The sequence below is a fragment of the Bryocella sp. genome (genome assembly GCF_058498515.1).
Genome location: NZ_JBMHYI010000010.1, coordinates 145,296 through 168,985, shown reverse-complemented (window position 1 = coordinate 168,985; position 23,690 = coordinate 145,296). Strand labels below are relative to the sequence as shown.

At 63.4% G+C, this 23,690-nt stretch carries 18 protein-coding genes; 4 read left to right on the top strand and 14 right to left on the bottom strand.

The window, feature by feature from the left end; translation table 11 throughout:
• Window positions 1–176: 176 nt before the first annotated feature.
• On the bottom strand, window positions 177–1,148 hold the full coding sequence (locus tag AC5E6W_RS03380; protein WP_491750846.1) for a hypothetical protein: 972 nt from the start codon (window positions 1,146–1,148) through the stop codon (window positions 177–179).
• A gap of 80 nt (window positions 1,149–1,228) precedes the next feature.
• Here AC5E6W_RS03380 and AC5E6W_RS03375 point away from each other — a divergent pair, with 80 nt between their 5' ends.
• Window positions 1,229–2,932 carry an MFS transporter gene (locus AC5E6W_RS03375; protein ID WP_491750845.1) on the top strand — a complete coding sequence of 568 codons (1,704 nt, stop codon included), beginning with the start codon at window positions 1,229–1,231 and terminating at the stop codon, window positions 2,930–2,932.
• 203 nt (window positions 2,933–3,135) lie between these two features.
• Here the strand turns inward: AC5E6W_RS03375 and AC5E6W_RS03370 are convergent, their stop codons facing one another.
• From AC5E6W_RS03370 to AC5E6W_RS03355, 4 genes are all read right to left on the bottom strand, one after another.
• Window positions 3,136–3,759, bottom strand: a complete 624-nt coding sequence (locus AC5E6W_RS03370) for an HAD family hydrolase (protein ID WP_491750844.1) — start codon at window positions 3,757–3,759, stop codon at window positions 3,136–3,138.
• Window positions 3,760–3,769: 10 nt separating this feature from the next.
• Window positions 3,770–4,054 (bottom strand): HigA family addiction module antitoxin, encoded by a 285-nt coding sequence (locus AC5E6W_RS03365; RefSeq protein WP_491750843.1) that lies wholly within the window; start codon window positions 4,052–4,054, stop codon window positions 3,770–3,772.
• A 9-nt stretch (window positions 4,055–4,063) separates the two neighbouring features.
• Window positions 4,064–4,345, bottom strand: a complete 282-nt coding sequence (locus AC5E6W_RS03360) for a type II toxin-antitoxin system RelE/ParE family toxin (RefSeq protein ID WP_491750842.1) — start codon at window positions 4,343–4,345, stop codon at window positions 4,064–4,066.
• A gap of 71 nt (window positions 4,346–4,416) precedes the next feature.
• On the bottom strand, window positions 4,417–6,954 hold the full coding sequence (locus AC5E6W_RS03355) for a 2-oxoglutarate dehydrogenase E1 component (RefSeq protein ID WP_491750841.1): 2,538 nt from the start codon (window positions 6,952–6,954) through the stop codon (window positions 4,417–4,419).
• A gap of 341 nt (window positions 6,955–7,295) precedes the next feature.
• Between AC5E6W_RS03355 and AC5E6W_RS03350 the strand changes: the two genes are divergently transcribed.
• Window positions 7,296–8,408, top strand: a complete 1,113-nt coding sequence (locus AC5E6W_RS03350; protein WP_491750840.1) for a radical SAM protein — start codon at window positions 7,296–7,298, stop codon at window positions 8,406–8,408.
• A gap of 141 nt (window positions 8,409–8,549) precedes the next feature.
• On the opposite strand, the gene AC5E6W_RS03345 is transcribed toward AC5E6W_RS03350, so the two are convergent.
• A complete protein-coding gene (locus AC5E6W_RS03345) occupies window positions 8,550–10,085 on the bottom strand; it encodes a PAS domain-containing protein (RefSeq protein ID WP_491750839.1) in 1,536 nt (511 codons plus the stop codon).
• Between the two features lie 154 nt (window positions 10,086–10,239).
• On the opposite strand from AC5E6W_RS03345, the gene AC5E6W_RS03340 reads away from it, so the two are divergent.
• The gene (locus AC5E6W_RS03340; protein ID WP_491750838.1) at window positions 10,240–12,003 is read left to right on the top strand and encodes an RNB domain-containing ribonuclease; all 1,764 of its coding nucleotides are present in this window, start codon (window positions 10,240–10,242) and stop codon (window positions 12,001–12,003) included.
• A 425-nt stretch (window positions 12,004–12,428) separates the two neighbouring features.
• Here the strand turns inward: AC5E6W_RS03340 and AC5E6W_RS03335 are convergent, their stop codons facing one another.
• From AC5E6W_RS03335 to AC5E6W_RS03320, 4 genes are all read right to left on the bottom strand, one after another.
• Window positions 12,429–15,632 carry a carboxypeptidase-like regulatory domain-containing protein gene (locus tag AC5E6W_RS03335; protein WP_491750837.1) on the bottom strand — a complete coding sequence of 1,068 codons (3,204 nt, stop codon included), beginning with the start codon at window positions 15,630–15,632 and terminating at the stop codon, window positions 12,429–12,431.
• Between the two features lie 145 nt (window positions 15,633–15,777).
• Window positions 15,778–15,978 carry a hypothetical protein gene (locus tag AC5E6W_RS03330; RefSeq protein ID WP_491750836.1) on the bottom strand — a complete coding sequence of 67 codons (201 nt, stop codon included), beginning with the start codon at window positions 15,976–15,978 and terminating at the stop codon, window positions 15,778–15,780.
• A complete protein-coding gene (locus tag AC5E6W_RS03325; protein WP_491750835.1) occupies window positions 15,975–17,054 on the bottom strand; it encodes a YeiH family protein in 1,080 nt (359 codons plus the stop codon). The genes AC5E6W_RS03330 and AC5E6W_RS03325 overlap by 4 nt, the downstream gene beginning before the upstream one ends.
• A 47-nt stretch (window positions 17,055–17,101) precedes the next feature.
• Window positions 17,102–17,239 (bottom strand): hypothetical protein, encoded by a 138-nt coding sequence (locus tag AC5E6W_RS03320; protein WP_491750834.1) that lies wholly within the window; start codon window positions 17,237–17,239, stop codon window positions 17,102–17,104.
• Window positions 17,240–17,670: 431 nt separating this feature from the next.
• Between AC5E6W_RS03320 and AC5E6W_RS03315 the strand changes: the two genes are divergently transcribed.
• Window positions 17,671–19,158, top strand: a complete 1,488-nt coding sequence (locus tag AC5E6W_RS03315; protein ID WP_491750833.1) for a GDSL-type esterase/lipase family protein — start codon at window positions 17,671–17,673, stop codon at window positions 19,156–19,158.
• A 65-nt stretch (window positions 19,159–19,223) separates the two neighbouring features.
• On the opposite strand, the gene AC5E6W_RS03310 is transcribed toward AC5E6W_RS03315, so the two are convergent.
• The 4 genes from AC5E6W_RS03310 to AC5E6W_RS03295 all read right to left on the bottom strand — a co-directional run bounded on the left by AC5E6W_RS03310 (window position 19,224) and on the right by AC5E6W_RS03295 (window position 23,552).
• Window positions 19,224–19,742 (bottom strand): DUF2199 domain-containing protein, encoded by a 519-nt coding sequence (locus AC5E6W_RS03310; RefSeq protein ID WP_491750832.1) that lies wholly within the window; start codon window positions 19,740–19,742, stop codon window positions 19,224–19,226.
• Between the two features lie 49 nt (window positions 19,743–19,791).
• Window positions 19,792–20,097 carry a DUF6582 domain-containing protein gene (locus AC5E6W_RS03305; RefSeq protein WP_491750831.1) on the bottom strand — a complete coding sequence of 102 codons (306 nt, stop codon included), beginning with the start codon at window positions 20,095–20,097 and terminating at the stop codon, window positions 19,792–19,794.
• A 250-nt stretch (window positions 20,098–20,347) separates the two neighbouring features.
• Window positions 20,348–22,048: a phosphoglucomutase (alpha-D-glucose-1,6-bisphosphate-dependent) gene (gene pgm, locus AC5E6W_RS03300; protein ID WP_491750830.1), complete on the bottom strand. Its 1,701-nt coding sequence runs from the start codon at window positions 22,046–22,048 to the stop codon at window positions 20,348–20,350.
• A 97-nt stretch (window positions 22,049–22,145) separates the two neighbouring features.
• Window positions 22,146–23,552 (bottom strand): APC family permease, encoded by a 1,407-nt coding sequence (locus tag AC5E6W_RS03295; protein ID WP_491750829.1) that lies wholly within the window; start codon window positions 23,550–23,552, stop codon window positions 22,146–22,148.
• Between the last annotated feature and the right edge of the window lie 138 nt (window positions 23,553–23,690).

Here is a 23,690-nt window from a genome sequence, read left to right as displayed (position 1 = left end):
TCGCAGGCTGACAACGCTTGATACCCTGTCCCATGGCTGGTCTCCTTCTGCACCCTCGAGTGCGTACGGAAAGCCTAGCTCCTCCGTGAGGCCAGCCGTCTCATCCCATCTGAAGCCGCGTTGTCCTCAGTCCATTTATGGCGGGACTGAAGTCCCGCCCTGACAAAACATGGGACCTAGAGTCGGGGCGGCGTTGTGCGCGGGGGCGATGAGGCTGGTTTCTCCTGACCGGGCTGATCTGGCTCCGGCTGTTTCGGCAGCGGCTCTCCATCGGCTCCGATGACCCGGTTGGAGGGGATGATCGTGGAGGATGTGCGGAACTTCCGGTAATCGGAGGTGGTCACCGTCACGTGCCCGCGAATCTGCACAAAGAGCAGCACCCGCGCCGAACCTTCGCCTTCGATATGCGCCGGCAGCCAGACCTCGTCATTGACCTTCGTCGAGCGGAAGTTGAAGTGAAGGCCCTGATGGATATCCGCGACCAGACCCCCGCCGAGCTTGAAGTCGTGTAGGAAATGGCCTTCGCCACGGACGAGCACGCGATCCTTTTCGTCGATCCAGATCTGGCCGACGAGGTCTTTCACGATTCCCTCAAAGCTGTTGTGCGTTTTGGCCTGCGGATCTCCTGCGAAGTCGAGCAGGATGGCGGTTCGACCGTCGAGTTGAACGCGGCGGGGATTGGTGAAGCTGCCGAGCTCGAGAATGCGTGAGACGGGCGTGATCTCGTTGCCGCGTTGGTCGGTCTCGCGGCCTTTATCCTCGTTCTTCGTGCGCCTCGCCTGTCCCTTGGAGACCTCTTTGTCGACGCGCTCGTCTTCCTTCTTCTGCTCGTCGGGAGTGAGCGGATGGCCATTCTTCGCGACGACCTTGTCGACGCGGACGCCGTTGATGCTTAGGCTCTCGGCGTCGGTGACGGTGGTCTTCTTGACGTGCTCGTGGCTGTCGTAGTCCTCCTCCACGGTGTGCACGTGATAGATGTAGTCGCGGCGAGCAGCCTCGAAGCGGCGCTGGTTACTCTCGACTGCGAGCATGAGGTCGCGGATCGGAGGGAAGGGAGCTTCGGTTGGCGCGGGTTCTGTCCCACTCTGCGCGTGCAGGGACTGGGTCATGTTGGCAAGGACCAAAAGCAGCGCGACACGCAATCCCATGTCTGCGATTCTAGAGGCTGGCCATGGTGCTGCTGCAGCGTGGCCATCGCGACCTGGACCGGAGGAGCATCCAAGCAAGCGTGGGAGAGACAGCGCACGTAGATACGACTGACCTTGGCACCTCGGCCGCGCCGCCGCCACCGGATCATTCCGGCGATGCGTTCGGGCCGCTGAGGCTTCCGCTGTTTCGCGACCGCTTTATTGCGGCGACGGTTTCGAACGTCGGCACATGGATGCAGGACACGGCGGGCACGTGGCTGATGACGGCGTTGACGTCGTCGCCGCTGCTGATTGCGTTGATGCAGACGGCGGCGAGTTTGCCGGTGTTGTTCCTCGGGCTGCTGGCGGGCGCGACCGCGGACATCTTCGATCGGCGACGGCTGCTGTTGATCTGGCAGTGGTGGATGCTGGCGTCGGTGGCGCTGCTGGCGGTGCTGACGTTCGCGAATGTGATCACGCCGTGGACGCTGCTGGTACTGACGTTCCTGCTCAACATTGGGTCGTCGATGAACAACCCGGCGTGGCAGGCGATTGTGCCGGAGCTGGTGCCGCATGAGGAGCTGCCGAACGCGGTGACGTTGAATGCTGCGAGCAATAACATTGCTCGTGCGTTGGGACCGGCGTTCGGCGGCTTGATGGTGGCAGCGTTCACACGCGCGCATACCGGCGCGGCGTGGGTTTTCGCGCTGAACTCGGTATCGTTCGCGGGAGTGATCTGGATTCTGTGGCGATGGAAGCGCAAGCCGCTGTTCAAGTCGGCACTGCCGGCGGAGCGCATTGCAGGCTCGGTGCGATCGGGACTGCGGTACCTGCGTTACGCGCCTAACGTTCAGGGGCCGCTGATCCGGGCATTCATCTTTGCGTTCTTCGTGTCGGCGGTATGGTCGTTGCTGGCAGTGCTGGCGAAGAAGGACCTGCATCGCAGCTCGCTGAGCGGAGCGATGGGGTATGGCATCTTGAATGGCTGCCTGGGGCTGGGCGCGGTGTTCGCTGCGGGGACGCTGGCTCGCATTCGTAAGAGCATTGATGCGGACACGCTGCTTGCGAGCACGGGCGTGTACTACGTGATTGTGTTCCTGGTGCTGGCGCTGGTGCCGCAGCCGTGGATCATCATTCCGGTGTTGCTGGGAGCAGGCTTTGCGTGGACGTCCACCATGTCGACGCTCAATGTGAGCGTGCAGCTTTCGGTGCCGGGCTGGGTGTATGCGCGCGCGCTGGGCACGTACATGATGACGTTCCAGGGGGGCCTGGCGCTGGGCAGCGTGACGTGGGGCTTGATCGCGGAGCATAGTTCGGTGAAGGTGGCGATGCTATGTGCCGCGGTGGGGATGGCGGTGAGCATTCCTTTCACGTCGCGCATCCACATCCTCAAGGGATCGTTGCCGGACCTGACGCCGTATGAGTGGAAGCGCCCGCTGCCGACGCTGGCTGCAGCGCCGGAGCCGAACGATGGGCCGGTGCGCATCTCGGTTCACTACAGGATTCCGCCGAAGAACTATGCAGACTTCACGGTGGCGATCCATGAGCTGAAGGGCGCGCGATTGCGCGACGGCGCAGTGCGCTGGGGGATCTATCGCGATGCAGCGGACCCGGAGCACATCAACGAGACGTTCATCATGGAGAGCTGGCTGGACTATTTGCGCTCACGCGAGCGAACGACGGCCGATGACCAGGCGCTACGCAAGCGGGTGTGGGAGATGCATGTGGGCGATGAGCCACCGCGGGTCTCGCACCAGGTGTGGGTGGCGGAGGTTGGACCGGCCGATCCGCGGGATGAAGCGTGAGGGGCGGTTGTTAGTTATTAGTTGTCAGTTATTAGTTGTCAGTTATTAGTTGTCAGTTATTCGTTGTTTGTGAATGCGCTGGCCGGCTACCGAGAGTCTGAACCATGCCCGACTTTCCCGAGGGGCTAAAGCCATGGTGTTGACAGAGGATTTGTCACGGCTGAAGCCGTGACCTGCCGTCGTGCAACGTGATCAGAGAGTCGCTAGATTGTGACCTTGCCGCGTGGGACGCGGACATATTGCATGCCTGCTGCGACGGCGGAGGCGATGCCGGCGTCGGCGTCTTCAAAGACGAGGCAATCGGCGGGCGCGAGGTTGAGCTTCTTCGCCGCGGTGAGGAAGGGTTCAGGGTCGGGCTTGCCGTGGGTGTAATCTTCGGCACCGACGATGATGTCGAACTCGCCGCCGAGGCCGATGCGTTCGAGGGTTTGCGCGATCGACGCACGCGGTGAGCCGGAGACGATGCCGAGTGGGATCTTGCCATGCATCGCGTGCACATGTGCGACGACCGCAGCGATGGGCTTGAGGTCGGGGAGCATGGCGTAGTAGAGCTGCTCCTTGTCGTGCGCGGTCTTCTCGGGAGGCATGTGGGTACCGAAGCGCTCGTTGAGGATCTCCACGGTCTTGACGATGGGCACGCCGCCGAGCTCGTAGAAGACATCCTCAGGGAACTGGCCGCCGGCTTCAGTCACGGCTTGCATCCAGGCGCGATAGTGCAGCGGCATGGAGTCGGCAAGTGTGCCGTCGAGGTCGAAGAGATAGGCCTTGAAAGCTCCCACGGGGATGGGGAGCGGTGTGACGGGGACGGTTGCGGTGAGGTCGCTCATGGGCTCCAAGTTATGCGGCGAGGCGCGGTTTGATCTTGCTTGTGAGGGCCTTTTGTGCCAGACGGATGTCGTACTCGTTCTGCAGGTTCAGCCAGAACTGTGCGGGCAGGCCGAAATAAATTCCGAGTCGGACGGCGGTATCTGCACTGATGGAACGCCTGCCGCGGACGACGTCATTGATGCGGGGCAGGGGAACCTGGAGATTCTTCGCCAGACGGTAGGCAGTCAGGCCCAGCGGCTCCATGAACTCCGTCAGGAGGATGTCGCCGGGATGGATCGCGAAGGTTTTCGCCATTGGTTTTCCTCAGTGATAGTCGACGATCTCAACCTGATGCGCATTGCCGTCCTTCCAGACGAAGCAGATGCGGAACTGGTCATTGATCCGGATGCTATGTTGGCCGCGCCGATCGCCTTTCAATGCTTCCAGCCGATTTCCGGGAGGGACCCGCAGGTTCTCGAGCGCAAGAGCAGCGTGCAGAATCGCAAGCTTCTTCCATGCCGGAATGCGCAACGCCGCATGCAGGGTACGGTTCTTGCCTGTCTCCCACAGCTTTTGTGCCTCGGCGTCGCGGAAGCTAACGATCACACGAAAAGGATAACGGGATGCGTTACTAACATCAAGCGTTAGTAACGCATCCCGTTCGTAATTGCCGGAAATTAATACGCGCTGCCGAGGGCGAGATCGATGAGGGTCTTCTCTTCCATCTCGTGTGCTTTCGCGGAGCCGGTGGCGGGACTGGCCGATGCGGTGCGCGTGATCTTGAGTACGGGGCGGCCGCGCGAGAGGCGCTTGAGGCGCGGCATCACGAAGCTGCAAGCTCCCATGTTGCCGGGCTCTTCCTGAACCCAGACGATTTCCTGGGCGCGTCCGTGCATGTCGAGCGCGGCCTGCAACTCGGCTTCAGGCCAGGGATAGAGCTGGTCGATGAAGATGATGGCGACGCGGGGCTTGCCTTCCTGCTTGCCATCGAGCCCACGCTTGGCGCGCTCGACGCGGAGGTTGTGGCCGATCTTGCCGGAGCAGAGCAGAACGCGCTGCGGAGCGCGCACGGCTGTGTCGGGGATGACCATCTGGAACTGATCCGCGGCGAGATCGGCGACGGGCGACATCGCGTCGGGATGACGCAGCATGGACTTCGGCGTGAAGACGACGAGCGGCTTGCGCCACTTGCGCAGGGCCTGGCGACGCAGCAGGTGGAAGTACTGTGCGGCGGTGGAAGGCTGCGTGACCTGGATGTTGGCCTGGGCGGCGAGCTGCAGATAACGCTCGACGCGTGCCGACGAATGCTCGGGGCCCTGGCCTTCGTAGCCATGCGGAAGGAGCATGGTGACGCCGGAGAGCAGTCCCCACTTGGCTTCGCCCGCGGCGATGAACTGGTCGATGATGATCTGCGCGCCGTTGGCGAAGTCGCCGAACTGGGCTTCCCAGAGCACGAGGGCTTCGGGGAAGTCGCGGGCATAGCCGTACTCGAAGCCGAGGCAGGCAGCCTCGGAGAGCATGGAGTTGTAGACCTGCCAGCGGCCCTGCTCGGGAGCGATGTTGTTGAGCGGCGACCAGCGCGCTTCGGTCTCGGTATCGATGAGCACGGAGTGGCGCTGATTGAAGGTGCCGCGCTGCGAGTCCTGGCCAGTGAGTCGAACGGGGACGCGGGTCTTGAGCAGCGAAGCGTAGGCGAGCAGCTCAGCCATGCCGTAGTCGAGGGGCTTCTTGCCTGTGCCCATCTCCACGCGCTGGGCCAGCAATTTTTCTACCTTGGGATGAACGTGGAAGCCTTCGGGCGCGGTGGTGAGCTTCGTCGTGAGCGAGGCGATCTCTTCCGCACCGATGCCGGTGGGGGGATTGTCTTCCGCACGCAGTGCACCGCCGTAGAATGCGCTCCAGTAGGGAGGGAGCTCGTGCAGGCGGGGCTTGGAGGTGGCCTGCTTGGCGGCCTTCTGGTCCTCGAAGAACTGCTGCTGTATCTCCGTTGCCTCAGCGGTCGGATCGATGCCGATCTTCTCGGCGTAGAGCTTGTAGAGCGGGGGGTGATCCTTGATGAGCGCGTAGCGGCGAGGCTGCGTGACGGTGGGGTCATCGACCTCGGAGTGGCCGTGACGGCGATAGCCGATGATGTCGATAACGACGTCGGAGCCGAAGGTGTGGCGATACTCGGCGGCCAGCATGGCGATGCGCGCCACGGCATCGGGGTCTTCCGCGTTGACGTGGAAGATGGGGATGGGCAGGCGCTTGGCGAGATCGGAGGAGAAGCGCGAGGAGTTGGACTCTTCGGGATTCGCGGTGAAGCCGAGCAGGTTGTTGGTGATGACCTGGATGGTGCCGCCGACGTTGTAGCCGTCGAGCGAGGCGAGGTTGAGGGTCTCCGCGGTGATGCCCTGGCCTGCGAAGGCGGCGTCGCCGTGGATGACCATGGGCAGGACCTGCGTGGTGCCCTCTGCGCCTATGCGCTCCTGCCAGGCACGAGCGCGGCCGATGATGACGGGGTTCGCGGCCTCGAGGTGCGAGGGGTTCGACGCGAGATGCAGGTGGATGGTCTTGCCGGCGGGCGTGACGAGTTCGCCGGTGGCTCCCATGTGGTACTTCACATCGCCGCCGCCCATGATGGAGCGGGGGTCGACGTCCTCGAAGTTGGTGAAGATCTCCTTCGAGGTGCGGCCGATGGTGTTGACCATGACGTTGAGGCGGCCGCGGTGAGCCATCGCGAAGAGGCTGCGCGTGACGCCGAGCTCGGCCGAGGTGACGAAGAGCTGATCGAGGAACGGCGTGAGCGCGGTGAGACCTTCCAGCGAGAAGCGCTTGGTGCCGAGATAGCGCTGCTGCGCGACCTGCTCAAAGAGGTCGGCCTTGATGAGCAGCGAGAGGATGCGCTTCTGATCGACGGCAGGCGCGGGGCCTTCGAGGCGCTGCTGGATCCAGGCGCGCTTCTCCGGCGAAGCGATGTGCATGAACTCGGCGCCGATGGTGCCGCAGTAGACGCGGCGGGCTTCGGCAGCGGCGGCTTCAAACTCGGGACCGTCGGGGATGGAGAGCGGGAAGGGCTCGGGTGCGAGGTACTGGCCGAGCGGATCGAGCGAGGCCTGGAGGAAGCCCCAGCGGCGGAAGACATCGAACACTGTCTGGCGCACGAGGTCGTCTCTCAGGGACTCCGCTCGGGGCTGGGAAGGCTTGGAAGGGCGTGTGGCGGACGAGGTAGCCATGGCACTCATTATGTTAAGCCCGTGTGGAGAGGGTTGACGAGCTGCGTGCGATATTCGAGCGTTACGTTCGGATTTCCGCACGTCGTTTCGGGTCGCGGCCGAGGCTTGGATCAGGGCTTCGCGGTCTTTGGTTTGAGCTTCATGCGCAGGCGGCGCGCGTGCAGGGAAGTGCTGCAAGGGGTGAGGTTACGGTTGGGAATCGAGGGTAGGACGTGCCAAGGAGAAACGGGGCGCCGAAGCAGGTAGACTGCTTGCACTTCTTCTCATCCCCGTGGCAGAGCTCTTCCATCCCGCGCTGCACCCGCTGTTCGAGTCGCTGGGAGCAACACTCGTGCCTGACGTTGATCGAGATCTGCGACGCGTGCAACCTCAACTGCCCGGTCTGCTATGCGGAGAGCGGAACGCATCGCACTACCTTTCGCACGATGGAAGAGATTGAGCGCATGCTCGATGCGGTGGTGAGGAACGAGATGGAGCCGGACGTGGTGCAGATCTCCGGTGGTGAGCCGACGATCCATCCGCAGTTCTTCGAGGTGCTGGATGCGGCGAAGCGCACGCCGATCAAACACCTGATGGTGAACACGAACGGTGTGCGGATTGCTATGGAGGAGGGCTTCGCGGAGCGGCTTGCGGAGTACATGCCGCACTTCGAGTTGTACCTGCAGTTCGACTCGCTGGGACGCGAGGCGCTGATGCAGTTGCGCGGCGCGGACCTGCGCAGCGTGCGCATGAAGGCGCTGGAGAAACTCAATCGGCTGAACCTGTCGACGACGCTGGTGGTTACCGTCGAGCGCGGCGTCAACGATGACGAACTGGGAGCGATTGTGGACTTTGCGCTACAGCAACCTTGTGTGCGCGGCGTGACGTTTCAGCCTGTGCAGCAGGCGGGGCGGCTGCAGGGTTATGACCGCGAGCAGCATCGGCTGACGCTGAGCGAGGTGCGGCGCAGGATCCTCGAGCAGACAAGTGTGTTTCGACTGGAGGACTTGATTCCAGTGCCGTGTCATCCGGACAGCCTGGCGATGGCGTATGCGATGAAGCTGGAGGGCAGGGTCGTCCCGTTGACGGGCATGATCGAGCCGGATGTGCTGATCAACGCGGGCCGCAACACGATTGTGTATGAGCAGGACGAGGCGATTCGCGGCCATCTCTTCAAGCTGTTCGCGACGAACCACTCGCCGATGTCGCAGGCGAGTACGCTGCGCGAGTTATTGTGTTGCCTGCCGCAGGTGCTCGTGCCTCGGAAGCTTGACTACGACAACCTGTTTCGCATCCTGATCGTGCAGTTCATCGATGCGCAGAGCTTCGATCTGCGGTCGATCAAGAAGACCTGTGTGCACATCGCGCACCCGGATGGGCAGCGGCTGATTCCGTTCGACACGTACAACATGTTCTATCGCGATGGGCTGGAAGAGACGCGGTTGCGGCCGTTACGGGAGCGGGTGCTGGCGTAGTGAAGGCTTGATCCTACCCGGGTATTCCCTCAGCGGCTAAAGCCGCATTGTCGTTACAGACTCTATGGCGGGACTGAAGTCCCGCCCTGACAAAGAGAAGACTTGTGCAGGGGTTCGTTCGCGCTCCTTGCGCAAGCGCGGCTAGTCGGTGAGCACTGCGTCGAAGGGAAGGAAGAGGGTGAAGACGGTGCCGTGGTGGGCGGGGTTGGTGCTGGAGCGGACGCGCAGGCTGCCCTGGTGACGCTGCATGATGCCGGCGGAGATCCACAGGCCGAGGCCGGTGCCGGAGAGGCCCTTGGTGGTGAAGAAAGCTTCGAAGATGCGTGCGCGGGTTGCGGCGTCCATGCCGGAACCCGTGTCGGCGACGGTCAGGGCGATGCCTCGGCGTGGCGTGTGTCCATCGCGGGCGGAGGTCCAGTCGGTGGCTTCGCGGGAGCGAAGGATGAGCCGTCCGCCGGTCGGCATGGCGTCGATGGCGTTGCTGACCAGGTTGTGCAGCACCTGGCGGATGTCGCCTTCGAAGCAGGTGACGTTGCGGGTGTTGCGCTTGCGCCGCTCGACGTGCACGCTGGAGTGGCGCAGGCGGCCCTCGTACAAGCTCATCACGGTGTCGAAGAGATCTCCGCAGGAGACTTCGCGCGCGGCCGTCGGCTGTTTGTGGAAGCGCAGGGTCTGGTTGGCGATGATGGAGACGCGGCGCAGCTCCTGGTCGGCGATGTCGAGGTACTCGCGTACGGCGGGGTTGGTGCTCTCCGAGCGCGCGAGGAAGAGCAGGTTGGTGACGGACTCCAGCGGGTTGTTGATCTCGTGCGCGATGGAGGCAGCCATGCGGCCGACGGCAGCGAGCTTCTCGGCTTCGATGAGCGCAGCTTCGGCGCGCTTCTGCTGGGTTACCTCGAGGGTGGCCGTGGCGACGGCACGGACTTCGCCATCGTCACCGAAGACGGGCGTGTAGTTGACGCTCCAATGGCGATGCTCGCCGGGACGCCGGGCCAACACGCCATCGATGGGGAGGTTGAGGATGCGCTCGCCGGTGGCTGCGCGCTGCAGGGACGGGAGTCCGGTGGGCACGCCCGCCACGAGATCCTCGAAGGGCATGCCGATGGCCTGCTTCGGATCGACATCGAAGATCTCGGCCTGGCGATCGTTGATGCGGAGCACGCGCAAGGTCTTCGCGTCATAGAGGGCCATCCCGATGGGAGCTCCACGATAGATAGCTTCGGCTTCGTGGCGCTGGCGCTCGATCTCGGCGATGGCGGAGGCGCGCGCCTCTTCGGCCTCATAGGCTTCCGTGACGTCGCGATAGTAGAGCGCGATGCCGGTGCTGACGGGAAAGACGTGGATGGTCTCCCACAGGTCGAAGGGCTGGTAGTGGAAGGTGGGCAGGGTCCGCGGTTCGCGATCTGCCATCACGGCGTGGTAGACCTGGTCGACGATGGTTCCGACGGTATCCGGGTAGAGCTCCCAGTGCGTGGGGCCGCTGATGTCTTGATCGCGCAGGCGGCTGATGCGTCTTGCGGTGGGGTTGGCGTAGACGATGCGCCAGTCGCGGTCCATGACCACGAGGCCATCGGGCAGCGACTCGGCAAGCTCAAGCAGCATACGGTACGTTTGCGGGGCTACGGGTGCTGCATCGAACTCGGGGAATACTGCGTCGAACTCGGGAAGCGGCGTCACGGAACTCCAGTGTAGGCGAAGCGAAACGAGGCCCGGAGAGCGTCGATCAGGTTCTGGTCCAATACGGCTTTCAGCTTGGACGCAGACGTCGGTTGCTCCGTTGGCCGTCGCCGCAGTTATCCGATGCTTCCCTCCACGTGGTAGTCTGCGGGGCATGTCTGGAAGTTCCCCTCGCGATCACCGGCCTTCGTCTTTCACGCACCAGGGGGACCACCACAACGAGCATGGCCACCCCGAGCACGACGGACGCCAGCACGAGAGCCACGCGCATGGCAGCCACGCGGACGGCGGTCCCGTGCAAGGGCAGGGATCGCACCAACTGCCCACGCATGATGCGCAGTCGGCGCGTCATTTCGACCTGACGCAGGCTGCGCTGGACGAGATGCATGAGGCGGGCTTTCGGCCGGAGTTTGGGCCGGGCGTGGCGGAACAGGTGAGCGAGATTGAGGCGCGCTATGCGACATTTGCCGCTTCGTCTGGAGTTGAGGATCTGCGTGGGCTTGGATGGTCTTCCATCGACAACGATACGTCGCGCGATCTGGATCAGATCGAAGTGGCGGAGCGCGTGGACAAGGGCGTGCGTTTGCATATCGCTATCGGCGATGTAGCCGCGGCGGTGGAACAGGGCAGTCCGATCGACGAACATGCCAAGGCGCAGACGCAGACGATCTATACGGCGGTGAAGAACTTTCCGATGCTGCCGTTGGAGCTCTCCACTGGGCTGACGAGTTTGAACGAGAACGCCGATCGCTACGCGGTGATGATGAGCTTCACGGTGACGGCGGAGGGTGAGATTGTCGATGAGGTGATCTCGCGTGCGGTGGTGCGCAATCGCGCGCAGCTGGCGTACTCACGCGTGGGACCGTGGCTAGAGAAGACAGCTGCGGGCATCAGCGACCCGGATGAGCTTTCGTTGCGTTCGGATTCGGCGCGTGAGCATGAGCCTGATCCGACGTTGATTGGTGTGGGGGAGCTGGATCAGACGCCGGAGCCGGCGACGGGGCCGCTGCATCGCGGATGGTTGCAGGAGCAGTTGAAGCTGCAGGATGAGGCCGCGCAGGCGCTGCACAAGGCACGCGTGGCCAAGGGTGCGCTGGAGTTCCACAAGGCTGAGGCCGATCCGGTGGTCGTCGATGGGCGCGTGATCGATGTGGAGGAGGCTACGCAGAACCGCGCGATGCTGCTGATCGAAGACCTGATGGTTGCGGCGAATGGTGTGATGGCGCGGGCGCTGCGCAAGGGTGGACGTTCGGGGCTGCAGCGTGTGGTCATCGTGCCGCAGCGCTGGGACCGCATTGTGTCGCTGGCGAAGGATCGTGGGTTCGATCTGCCGATCACTCCGGACTCGCATGCGCTGAATGATGTGCTGGAGACGCTGCGCCAGCGCGATCCGGATCACTATCCGGATATTGCGTTGACGGTGATCAAGCTGATGGGACCGGGGCAGTACATGCTGCTGCGTCCTGACGATGATCCTACGGGGCACTTTGGGCTGGCGGCGCGGGACTACACGCACTCGACCGCGCCCAATCGGCGCTTTCCGGATATCGTGACGCAGCGTGTGCTGCATGCGATGGTGCGGAACGAACCGGCACCGTACAGCGACGATGAGCTTGCGGCGATCGCGGCGCATTGCAACGTTGCAGATAAGGCGCTGCGCAAGATCGAGCGCCATATGCAGAAGCGCGTCGCCGCGGTGGCGATGGCAGATCGCATCGGCCAGATCTTCGCGGGTGTCGTTACGGGAGCGAGTGACAAGGGTGTCTATGTGCGCGTGATCCGGCCGCCGTTCGAAGGCCGCGTGGTGCATGGCGGCGAGGGATTGGATGTGGGCGACAAGGTCAACGTGAAGCTGATCCATACCGACCCGGAGCATGCGTTTATTGACTTCGCGATGGTGGGGCGGAGAGCGAGCTAGTTACAAGGGCGCTGCAGAGACAGAGACAGAGACAGAGGCAGAGACAGAGACAAGAGCAAAGGCAACAGCAAGGGCAACGGAAAACGCTAAGGTCACGAAGGACGCCAAGGTACGCAACGGAGATCGCTGCGGGCCTTGGCGTTCTTTGCGTCTCTGCATTCGCTTTTCACAGGGGGCTGTGGCGGAGAGCGAGCTAGTTACAAGGGCGCTGCAGAGACAGAGACAGAGACAGAGGCAGAGACAGAGGCAAGTGCAAAGGCAACAGCAAAGGCAACAGCAAAGGCAACAGCAAAGGCAACAGCAAGGGCAACGGCAAGGGCAACGGAAGACACTAAGGTCACGAAGGACGCCAAGGTACGCAACGGAGATCGCTGCGGGACCTGGCGTCTTTTGCGTCCCTGCGTTTGCCTGTCAGATGAGCTGGCTTAGAAGAGCACCTTCACGCCGAGCTGGATCTGGCGGCTGGTGCCCGCGGTTGAGGTGATGACTCCGGGCGTTCCGAGGGCGGTGGCGCTGGAGAAGACGACTTCGTTGGGCAGAGCGAGGTTGGTGTGGTTGATGACGTTGAAGAACTCGGCGCGGAACTCGGCGCGTGTGCCTTCGGTGATGCGGGTGGATTTGAGCAGCGAGAGATCCCAGTCCGCGTAGCCGGGGCCGGTGAGGGAGTCGCGCGAGGCATTGCCGACGTAGCCCGTTGCGGGAGCAAGGAACGCTGCTGAGTTGAAGTACTGCGCGACGCGCTGCGCTGTGCTTTCTCCGGTGTAGAGCTGGCCGTTGAAGTTGGGATTCAGGTCTGGCCGCACAGGGTTGCGTGAATCGCCGCTGTTGGTGGGGTTATAGCCTAGCTGCGGAGAGAACGGGAAGCCGGAGTTGAGGCTGGCGATGGTGGAGAGAGACCAGCCGTCGACGATCGCAGATGCTAGATGCGAGATGCTAGATGCGAAGAATAGCTGGCGGACGGGCAGAGCCCAGGTTGCGTTGATGGAGGCGGTGTTGCGGAGGTCGGTAGCGGCGCGGCCGTAGTCGAGATGTGGGAGCTGCGGTACCGCGACGAAGGCGGGTGTATTGGCCGAGACGGAGGTGTTCCAGGCCGAGCCATCGTCGAGGTTCTTCGACCAGGTATAGTTGCCGCGCAGCTGGAGACCGTGAGTCAGCTGCTGGCGGAGATCGACGATGAGGGCGTTGTAGCTGCCGGAGCCGCCGGACCACCACGAGGTGGTATTCGCGAGTGCGGGATTGGCCTTGGGGTTGTTGGTCTGGCCACCTGTTTGGGGATAGAAGACGCGGCCGTTGACGAACGTGAAGGCGGGTTCGTTGAGATCGCCGGAGAGGATCTGGTGGTAGCTGTGCGAGCCGTCGTAGCCGACGGTGAGCGAGGTGTGCGGAGCGATCTGCTGCTCGACCTTGAGCGCGTAGGCGAGCAGTGCGGGAGTGTTGATGTTGGTGGCGACGGTGGAGGGCGAGACAGCCTTGGCGCCGCTCAAGGGCGCGCTTACGTTGCCGCCCGTGTAGGTATAGACGGTGTTGTAGGGAGCGGCCTGATCGAGGCGATAGTCGAGGGCGTCGAGCAACGAGTGATGGAAGCCGGCGGAGGCGCGCACGCTGGTGCGGCCGTTGCCGAAGACATCCCAGGCGACGCCGAGGCGCGGCTCGACGAGCAGGAGGGCTTTGTTGTCGGTGAGGGCGTTGGAGACGACAGTGGGGTTGGTGCTGATGACGCCGGCGGGGCTGTTGTTGCTGCTCGCGCTGAAGGTGTAGATGCCGGCACGGCCCTGGGATTCGCTCCAACCGGTGGAGGACTGGGTTCGCACGCCGGCGCGGACTTCAACGCGTGGGGTGAGGTGGAAGGAGTCCTCGAGATAGCCGGCGACGAAGAGCGAGCGCCAACCGAGTGGCGTGACCTGCGGGGCGTAGGTGAAGGTCTTGATGGCTCCGGTGAGGAAGGTGGCGAGCGAAGCGAACGAGGCCTGGCCGTATTGGTCCTGCGCTAGATTGTCGTTCGACTGCAGGCGTTGCAGCCACACGCCGCCTTCGATCTGGTGACGGCCGATGGTGTAGAAGATGTGGTCGTCGAAGGTGAAGAGGTTGCGGGTGATGGCGTTGTTCGCTCCGACGTTGGCGCCGGCGGTGGTGATGGCCGAGGCTCCGTTCGATGCGGTAGAGCCGGAGATGACGATGGCGCCGGTGGGCAGGCCGGGGATGAAGGTCGGCGTGTTGGCCTGCACGTCGGCGGGGACTGAGCCGAGGAAGAGGAAGCTGGCGCGCGAGAAGCCGAAGCGCACCGTGTTGAGGATGCGCGGCGAGAAGACATGCTGCTCCTGCACGCTGACTACTTGCTCTCGCAGGAACTCGTCCACGACGGAGTAAGGATCCTGCGAAGGAGTGTGCGCGGTGGAGTCATCGACCGTGTAGACGGCGAAGAGGAGATCGTTGGGCGTGAGGTTGGCGTCGAAGCGCGTGGTGCCGAAGTCTTCGCGGATGTGCTGCGGGCTGGTGCCGATCCACTCGCTGATGCCGGGCTGGACATCGTTCGCGATGGTCTGCACGGGCCAGAGGTTGAGGAACGGCTTCACGGAGGGCGCTGCTGCGGCGCGGGAGGCGTTGTCCGGCACCAGCGTTACGAGCGAGAGGCCGAGATTCTGGCGATAGCCTTCGTAGTTGCCGAAGAGGAAGAACTTGTCCTTGCGTAGCGGGCCACCGAGCGAGGCACCGTAGTCGTTGCGCTGGAACTCGGGGATGCGTGCGCCGTCGAAGTAGTTGCGTGCGTCGAAGAAGCTGTTGCGCAGGAACTCATACGCGGAGCCGTGCACGCGGTTGGTGCCCTGCTGCGTGACGATGGAGATTTGCGCGCCGTCGCGCTTGCCGTAGGAGGCGGAGTAGGTGTCGCTGACGACGTTGAACTCGTGGATGCCATCGATGCCGAGGAGCTGGCCGGAGGTTCCACCGGGCGTCACGTTGATGAGCGAGGCTCCGGTGTACTCGACGCCGTTGAGCAGGTAGAGATTGTCCTGCGGGCGGCGGCCGGAGACCGAGAACATGCTGCCGACGGAGCTGTTCGAGGTGCCAGTGCCTCCGGAGCGCTGGTTGGTGTAATTGACGGTGCCGGGGTTGAGCAGGATGAGCTGGTCGTAGCTGCGGCCGTTGAGCGGAAGCTCCTTGACCTGGCGCGAGTCGACGAGGCCGGAGATCTGCTCGGTGGAGGTGTTGACCGGGCTGAGGTCGTTGCCGTCGACGGTGACGGAGGTTGAGCCGGCGGGATGCAGGGCGAGGGTGAGCGGCAGAGACTGGCCTACGGTGAGCACGATGTTCTTGCGGTCGTAGGGCGCGAAGCCATCGACTGCGGTGGAGACGTCGTAGGAGCCGACGGGGATGGAGGGCGCGGAGAAGGAGCCGGAGCCGCTGGTCTTGAGGATGCGCTGCGTGCCGGTATCTTCGTTGCGCACGATGACGGTGGCGTTGGGGATCACGGCTCCGGAGGAGTCGGTGACGACACCGGAGATGGTGCCTCCGACAACCTGCGCGTGTGCGAGCGAAGCGAGTGCCAGAAGGAAGGCAGAGGCTGCGAGGGCTGTGATCGAATGCGATCGTCGGCGGGCGTCTGAAGAGGACGAGGAAGACAAGTGCGTCATGGGATTCTCCGGAAAGTGTGCAGCGCCGCGCTCCTGCGCGTTTCTCTTCGTTGGAACAAAGGGCGCACGAGTTCGCGGATGGGTGCTGAGGGATGTTGCGTTGTGGGGGAAGAGTTTGGGTTCTCGCGCTTAGATCAGAAGGAGACTAGCGGCGACAACAACCGGTTACGGAGGAACAGGCTCCTGTGGTGGGAGCTAGGCGGCTTGCGGCGCGGCGGCTGCGGAGAGCGCAGATTGCGACTCCGGCAGCGAGCATCACGGCCACAACGATCATCGCGAGCGTCGCCATGTGACCGGCTTCGCTCGTGAGGAACACCATCAGCAACGCGGGGAGGCAATGCGTCATGGTCTACCTCCATGATAGCCAAAAAACACGAGCGCCAGCGTCACCAACGCGATAAAGATCTCTCCCAGCACGCCTACTACTATCGGCCGCCAGCCCTGGTTGACGAGGTCTTTGAGCTGGGTTCGGAGGCCGACGCCGGCAAAGGCGGGGAGAAACGCCCACTTGGAGAGGTTCGCCAGGGAGGTGAGCTGGCCCGCCGAGAAGAAGCCGACGGTGGCGAGGACGCTGATGGCCATGAAGCCGAGGATGAACTTGGGAAACTTCTGCCACAGGAAAAGGGCTTTGTTTTCAACGCGGGCGGCCTGTCCCTGGGAGGCCCAGTAGATGGCGTATCCCAGTACGACGAAACCGATGAAGGCGGAGCGGGCGGTCTTGGCGAGGATCGCGAAGCGTCCGGCGACGTCGCCGTAGAGGGCTCCGGTGACGGTGGCCTCGGCGGTGTTGTCGACCGCCAGACCGGTCCAGATGCCGTAGGACTGTTGTCCCATTCCAAGAAAGTGGCCGATGGCGGGGAAGGTGAAGAGGGCGATGGCGCCGAGGGTGAGGATGGCGGCGATGGCGGTGGAAGTGTCTTCCTCGTCGGGCTCGATGGCGCCCTGCGCGGCCATGATGGCGGTGACGCCGCAGATGGAGCTGCCGATGGCGAGCAGCGAAGTGAGCTTGGGCGGCAGCTTGAAGAGCTTGCCCAGCAGCGTCATCACGGTGAGCGAGAGGGCGAGTTCGATGACGACCATCGCGATGGTCATCTTGCCGAGGCGGAGCACGTCGGAGAAGACGAACTTGGCGCCTACGAGCACAATGCCGAGCTTCAGCCAGAGTTCATAGGTGGCGATGCCGGGGCGGAAGATCTGCGGGACGGTGGTGAGGTTCGAGACGAGCAGGCCGAGGATGATGGCCCACAGCACGTACTCGATATGCGGGAAGTAATGATGATGCGCGCGGAGGTAGATGCCGAGCGACTCGAGCCCCTTGCCGGCGAGGCCGATGGCGAAGAGCAGCGCGGTGCCGGGCAACAGACCAGCGATCTCGCGCGGGCTGGGCAGGCGGCGCGCGGCGGTCGTGTTGTGGAGCGGCATGGTTGCGGTGGACAGGATGAGGCTCTCGTTTTCGGGAGGGGCGGGAGTTACCAGCCGATGCGGTGGATGATGTTCAGCCGGATGAGTGCGGCGAACGATAGCGCGATGGCAATCGCCGCGGCGTCGGCGTTGAAGATGAGCTTGCCGTGGGGGAGAGCCTTGGAGGTCTGGGTGGGGTGCGCCATCAGGGTATTCCTCGTGCTGCAACTGTGTTGTCGTGCGGGGAGGGTGCGGCGCAGGCTCCAGAGACACAAAACCCACGCTGCCATTCGGCTGTTGCGTGGGTGCTTTGGAGGCTTGCAAGTCGGCTTGTGAGGCGAACCCTAGAGCGTACAAACACCGGCGCAACAACACGGCATGCAACAACACATGCAACAGGTCGCGGCGGTGAGAGACAGCTTCATCAGGTTTGAGCCTATCGGGAGGGGTTCGCGGTGTCAAGAATCCCGATGCGGATCGGATGCTTGCTGCGCCCTCGGCGACGCAGCGAGTTGACCTTATCGGCAGGATGTTTCCGCGGATTGAATGCTGATGCTGTCTTGCGTGAAAGCTGCGGTGGCTGAATCACGTACACTCATTCGCGGACAGGCTGAGATATCCAGGAGGCAGGACAGGCATGTGGAACGCGGGTTGGTGGATGGTGGCTGGAGTAATGATTGGTTGCGCTGGTGCTGCAATGGCACAGGGCGATCCGGCTCGGGCCTTTGACGCAGCGACTGCGGCTACGCGTAAGCCGGGTACGACCGTGCGCATCGACCTGGTGGGCGATTCGACACAGACGCAGAACGCGGGCTATGGGCGGGGTTTCTGCGCCAACCTCACGGAGAAGGTGGATTGCCTCGACATGGCGAAGGGCGGCGCGAGTACGCGCACGTTTCGCGAGCAGGGTTTATGGGACCGCGTGCTGGCGACGAAGCCGGACTACGCGCTGATTCAATTCGGGCACAACGATCTCGTGACGGCCGATCATGCCGACCGGCAGGTGACTCTGCCGGACTATATCGCGAACCTGAAGCGCTATGTGACGGAGGCTCGCGCGGCGCACATTACGCCGGTGCTGGTGACGCCGTTGACGCGGCGTTACTTCGGCGCGGATGGCAAGATTCACTCCGACCTGACCGTGTACAGCGATGCCATGCGTGGCGTGGCGAAGGAGATGCACGTTCCGCTGATCGAGCTGCAGAACGAGAGCATTGCGTACCTCGACAAGATCGGGGAGGCGGAAGGGAATAAGCTCGCGATCACCAAGAAGGATGCGGATGGGAAGACGATCTTCGACAAGACGCATCTTGACTGGGCGGGCAGCTATGTCTTCGGTCGGATGGTGGCCGTGGACCTTGGTAAGGCTGAGCCGAAGCTCGCGAAGTATGTGCGCAAGGATGTGGCGACGCTGCCTCCTGAGGGCGTGAAGGCGATGAAGGTGATCGAGGGTGGGCCGGTGAAGATCATCCTCATCGGCGACTCGACCGTAGCCAGCGAGGGCGGATGGGGACCGGGCTTCTGCGCGGTGATGACGCCGAACGTGACATGTATCGACGATGCGAAGAATGGCCGTAGCACGAAGAGTTTCTTTGCGGAAGGCCTATGGGATAAGGCTATCGCGGAGCATGGCGACTACTACCTGATTCAGTTCGGACACAACGACCAGAAGGTGAACAGCCCGAAGGTCTATGCGAGCATTCCGGATTACATTGCGTATCTGAAGCGCATGATCGCGGACGTGCGGGCGATCGGTGGCGTGCCGGTGATTGTTACGTCTCTGAGCCGGAGAACGTTTGTTGACGGCAAGGTCAAGGAAGATCTGAACGAGTATGCCGAGGCCGCGCGCAAGGTGGCCGCAGACGAGGACCTCACGTGCGTCGACCTCAACCGGTCATCGACGAAGCTGCTGAACACGATGACGCAGGAACAGGCGGATGGGTTTGATATGCAGGGCCACCCGGATGCGAAAGCCGAGAACGCGACGAAGGCGCAGCCGGCGCTCGACCGCACGCACCTGAACCCGCATGGGCAGCAGGTGTTTGGCCGCATGGTGGCGGATGAGTTGGTTCGTACGGCGGTGGAGCTGGGGCCGGATGTTGTGGGTAGCAGCGCTTCGCGGTAGCGGGAGGTAGCGCTTCGCGGTAGTGTGCTGCGCACGTTGGCGAGTCAGCGAGTTAGCGTTTCGCGTTAATCGTCGGGGTGGAGTAACTCTTCGGCGATCTCTTCGACGCGTTCGAGGGTGATGCCTTCGCGCTGTTCGCGGGCTAGGGGGTGGTCGGCGTCCTTGACGAAGAAGTGCGGGCGGCGGCCTACGATCTGCGTTTGGACATCGACCTGGAGGTTGAGGGTGTTGCCGAAGATGGGGATCTCCGAGTTGAGGTAGCCCGGGAAGGCGGGCTCGAACTCGCGGCCGGGGGTGTTCCAGAGTTCCTGCGTGCGCAGGAAGTTTTTGGGGCTGACCTCGGCCCACACGCCCCAGATGAAGGGCTCGTCCATGCCGTGTATGGGCACGAGGATGCGGCCGCGGAGGAACAGGTCGCGCTGGTCGACAACGCACTGGTCCTTGGTGAGGATGACGCGCGCGTCGATCTCGTGCGGCGGCACGGCGGCCGCGGCGATGGGTGCCTTGAAGCTATAGCTGAAGGGAAGGTCGTGGCGCTCGCCACACACGCGGCAGACGAAGCCGCGGAGCACATCAGTTGCCATGGCCTTATTCTTTCACGCGGCATCTTCCTTGCGGCCTGTACGGCTGCGATCAGCTGCCGGAGTTTGCGGTGTGAGGCTGACGCCCAAGTTGCTTCCAGCTGGTCTCTTTCATCTCAACGCCGAACTTCTTCGCAGCGGCTTTGATGCGGCGGAAGGCGGACTTGCGCTCATCATCGCTGACACCCTTGACCTGGTCGAAGCGGGCGATGGCGTTGCGGACGTGCGACGCGTCGTTGAGGGGCTCTTTACGCTGCTCGGGATAGGCGAAGTTATCCTCCGCGACGTGCTTGCGCGCATTGGTATCGAGGGCGTGGGGCGTGCTGTGGGATTTCGTGCTCTTGCGTGTTGCGGGCATGGCCATCCTCCGGGATTCCTAAGATCAAGCGAGCGCCTTCGTGCTCTGCGGTTGGACGCTCACGGGAAGTTGGATGGAGCCGGGGCGCCGTGCGTTGATCATCCAGGCGTGGGGCTGCGCGATGTGATGAACATCGGTTTCGTGAAACCAAGGAATGATGTGACGCACTGCTCGGACCGAGGGCTCCTCGCGACCTTTCCGTAGAAAGTTGTGAGGAGCCCCAATGAGATCTTGTTCGAAAGTGGAGCGTCTACGCGATGGCTGCAGTGACCAGTGCTTTGGCCTCGTCCTGGATCTGCTTCAGGTGGTCGGCGCCTTTGAAGCTTTCGGCGTAGATCTTGTAGACGTCTTCGGTGCCGGAGGGGCGGGCGGCGAACCAGCCGTCTTCGGTGGTTACCTTCAGGCCTCCGATGGGGGCGTGATTGCCGGGAGCTTCGGTGAGGATCGCGGTGATGGGCTCACCGGCGAGATCCCTGGCGGTGACCTGCGCGGCGGAGAGCTTGGCGAGCTTGGCCTTCTGATCTTTCGTGGCCTCGGCGTCTATGCGTTGATAGACGGGCGAGCCGTAGCGGGCGGTGATGTCGGCGTAGAGCACGCCGGGATCTTTGCCGGTCACGGCGGTCATCTCGGCGGCGAGCAGGCCGGCGATGAGGCCATCCTTGTCGGTGGTCCAGACCTGGCCGTTGCGGCGCAGGAAGGTCGAACCGGCGCTCTCTTCGCCGACGAAGCCTAGGGTGCCACCGATCAATCCGTCGACGAACCACTTGAAGCCGACCGGCACTTCGAGCATGGGGCGATTGAGGCCCTTGGCGACACGATCGATGATGGAGGAGCTGACGAGGGTCTTGCCGATGCCGACCTTGTCGCTCCAGCCCGGGCGATGGGTGAAGAGGTACTCGATGCAGACGGCCAGGTAGTGGTTGGGGTTGAGCAGGCTGCTGCTGGCGGTGACGATGCCGTGGCGATCGTGGTCGGTGTCGCAGGCCCAGGCGACGTCGTACTTGGCTTTATTCGAGATCAAGCTGGCCATGGCATACGGCGAGCTGCAGTCCATGCGGATGCGCGAGTCCCAGTCGAGGGTCATGAAGCGGAAGGTGGAATCGACGTAGGGATTGAGGACCTGGAGGTTGACTCCCATCTGGGAGAAGAGGTCGGCGATGCGGGGCCAGTAGGCTACGCCGGCTCCGCCGAGAGGATCGACGGCGAGCTTGAGGGTCGAGCCCTTGAGAGCTTCGAGATCGATGATGTTGGAGAGGTCGCCGACGTAGGCGCTGATGTAGTCGTAGCGCTGCGTGGTGTCGGCCTTGAGGGCCTTGGCGTAGTTGAGACGCTTCACGCCTTGCAGCTTGGCGGCGATGAGATCGTTGGCGCGGTTTTCGATCCACTTCGTGGCGGTGGTATCGGCCGGGCCTCCGGAGGGTGGGTTGTACTTGAAGCCGCCATCCTCGGGAGGGTTGTGCGAGGGCGTGATGACGATGCCATCGCTGAGGGGCTTACCGGCGTTGGCCGCGTTGTAGGTGAGGATGGCGTGCGAGCAGGCGGGCGTTGGCGTGTAGCCGACGTTGTTGCCCTCCTGACCATAGCCGCTGTCGATGAAGACGGTGATGCCGTTGGCCGCCAGGACCTCGAGTGCGGTGACGAAGGCGGGCTCGGAGAGCGCATGGGTGTCCATCGCGAGGAAGAGCGGGCCGGTGGTGTCCTGCTCGGCGCGGTACTCGCAGATGGCTTGGGTGATGGCGAGGATGTGCGCGTAGTTGAAGCTGGAGTTCAGCGACGAGCCGCGATGGCCTGAGGTGCCAAAGCTGACACGCTCGGCGGGATTCTCCGGATTGGGGTGGTTCGCGTAGTAGGCGGTTACCAAGCGCGGGAGATTCGTGAGGCGGTCCGGCGAGGAGAGATGGCCGGGGGTGTTCAGCAGCGGGTCTTGATTCTGCGTGGCTTCGGTCGACATGGGGGAAGGGTAATACACCTCGCGCAAAGTTTGGCAGGGCTCGGGCTTACCTGCGCGCTGCCGACTATGAGATGCGAGGGACCTCGGGAGGAGATCATCAAATTACGGTGAGGCGGCGCGTATTGCGGATGCGGTAGAACGCGAAGCCGAGCGCGTTGAGCGCGAGCGTCGTCAGTACGATCTTGACGGCGAAGGACATGGGGTTGGGCACGTCGAGGAAGGGATAGGCTTCGAGGCAGACGGAGAAGATCATGGCGAGTACGCCGGGGACCATGACCCACTTGACCCAGCGCGGGATCTGGTTGCGGATGGCGACCGCTCCGGCGATGGGGATGAGGAACATGGCGACATAGGCGAGCGCGTAGCAGGCGTTGGAGGCGTTGTTGAGCAGGGCGAAGGCCTCCGAGGCGTGGGAGCCGGCGTAGCTGAGAAGCAACAGGCCAGCGACGGCGAGAGCACCGACGAGGATGGCGTTCGAAGGGGTGCGGAAGCGGGGATGCAGGTGTGCGAACCATGACGGGACGAGGTGGTCCCAGCCTGCGGTCATGGGCAGGCGAGTGACTCCAGCGAACATGAAGTTGGCGGCTCCGAGGATGCGGATCTGCAGCAGGAGGATGGCGAGCCGCGATAGCAGCGAGCCCATGCCGTGGTCGCCGAAGGCAAGCGTCAGCGTCTGCGGGATGGGCGCGATGAAGTTGATGGGGACGCCGGTGTACTCGTGGAAGGCGAGGACCGACGAGGTGCCCAGAACGAACATCGCGATGATGATGGGCGAGGCGAGGACGACGGAGCGGCTGATGTTGCGCTGCGGATGGTGTGTCTCGCCGGCAAGGATGGCGAGGTACTCGAGGCCGCTCGATGCGATGAGTGTCTGGGCGATGAGGGCGAGGTTCTTCGCGGACGCAGCGGGCAGATGGAACTCCACCGGGTGATAGACCAACGGCACGTGGTGCAGCTTGACCCAGATGGGAGCGGCGATGAGCAGGGCGAAGGCGAGGATCATCGCGGCGGAAGAGAGGTTGTGGATCCACTTGCCGAGGCCGAGCCCGAGCAACGCGGCGACGGCCATCGCGACGACGATGAGCATGAGGCTGGTGAGGACCGCTGCGTGGTTTTCGGGAAGCCAGGCCATGCGGGGGCCGACCATGAAGGCGAACTCACTGGGCAGTTGCGAGAAGATCGTGGCGATGTCCAGCAGGGCGTAGGTCCAGACGTTCCACGCGACGAGGAAGCCGATGAGGTCGCCGAAGCCGTGCCGGGCCCAGGTGTAGAGGCCACCTTCGAGCGGCATGGCGCGGTTGAGGTAGTAGACCGCGACGGCCATGGGAAGGTAGAAGGACGCCATCGCGAGCAGCCAGACGACGGTCTGAGCGTGGCCGAGGGCCGCGGCAATTCCCACCCACGCGCTGCCGACGACCGCTAGCACCTGCGAGAAGACGAGATCGCCGAGGCTGAGCTGACGGCGGAGGCCGTGCTCGGAGGTCTCGCGTGGTTCGGGAGGCATGGGGACTGCTGACGCGGGCGGGGCGGGCATTGGCAGCATCGTCTCACAGGGCGACAGGCGACGCCTCATGTTCCGAAACGGGAACTCCAGTGTCACTTTGGGCTGGAGGCTGACTCGGATGCGGGCATCGCGGGTAAC

Excerpts from the sequence above, each read along its gene's own strand:
- AC5E6W_RS03325 (WP_491750835.1), bottom strand. The coding sequence starts at position 17,054 with ATGCCGCTCCACAACACGACCGCCGCGCGCCGCCTGCCCAGCCCGCGC.
- AC5E6W_RS03370 (WP_491750844.1), bottom strand. The coding sequence starts at position 3,759 with ATGAGCGACCTCACCGCAACCGTCCCCGTCACACCGCTCCCCATCCCC.
- pgm (WP_491750830.1), bottom strand. The coding sequence starts at position 22,048 with ATGTCGACCGAAGCCACGCAGAATCAAGACCCGCTGCTGAACACCCCC.
- AC5E6W_RS03380 (WP_491750846.1), bottom strand. The coding sequence starts at position 1,148 with ATGGGATTGCGTGTCGCGCTGCTTTTGGTCCTTGCCAACATGACCCAG.
- AC5E6W_RS03330 (WP_491750836.1), bottom strand. The coding sequence starts at position 15,978 with ATGACGCATTGCCTCCCCGCGTTGCTGATGGTGTTCCTCACGAGCGAA.
- AC5E6W_RS03365 (WP_491750843.1), bottom strand. The coding sequence starts at position 4,054 with ATGGCGAAAACCTTCGCGATCCATCCCGGCGACATCCTCCTGACGGAG.
- AC5E6W_RS03315 (WP_491750833.1), top strand. The coding sequence starts at position 17,671 with ATGTGGAACGCGGGTTGGTGGATGGTGGCTGGAGTAATGATTGGTTGC.
- AC5E6W_RS03320 (WP_491750834.1), bottom strand. The coding sequence starts at position 17,239 with ATGGCGCACCCCACCCAGACCTCCAAGGCTCTCCCCCACGGCAAGCTC.
- AC5E6W_RS03355 (WP_491750841.1), bottom strand. The coding sequence starts at position 6,954 with ATGGCTACCTCGTCCGCCACACGCCCTTCCAAGCCTTCCCAGCCCCGA.
- AC5E6W_RS03295 (WP_491750829.1), bottom strand. The coding sequence starts at position 23,552 with ATGCCTCCCGAACCACGCGAGACCTCCGAGCACGGCCTCCGCCGTCAG.
- AC5E6W_RS03310 (WP_491750832.1), bottom strand. The coding sequence starts at position 19,742 with ATGGCAACTGATGTGCTCCGCGGCTTCGTCTGCCGCGTGTGTGGCGAG.
- AC5E6W_RS03340 (WP_491750838.1), top strand. The coding sequence starts at position 10,240 with ATGTCTGGAAGTTCCCCTCGCGATCACCGGCCTTCGTCTTTCACGCAC.
- AC5E6W_RS03305 (WP_491750831.1), bottom strand. The coding sequence starts at position 20,097 with ATGCCCGCAACACGCAAGAGCACGAAATCCCACAGCACGCCCCACGCC.
- AC5E6W_RS03335 (WP_491750837.1), bottom strand. The coding sequence starts at position 15,632 with ATGACGCACTTGTCTTCCTCGTCCTCTTCAGACGCCCGCCGACGATCG.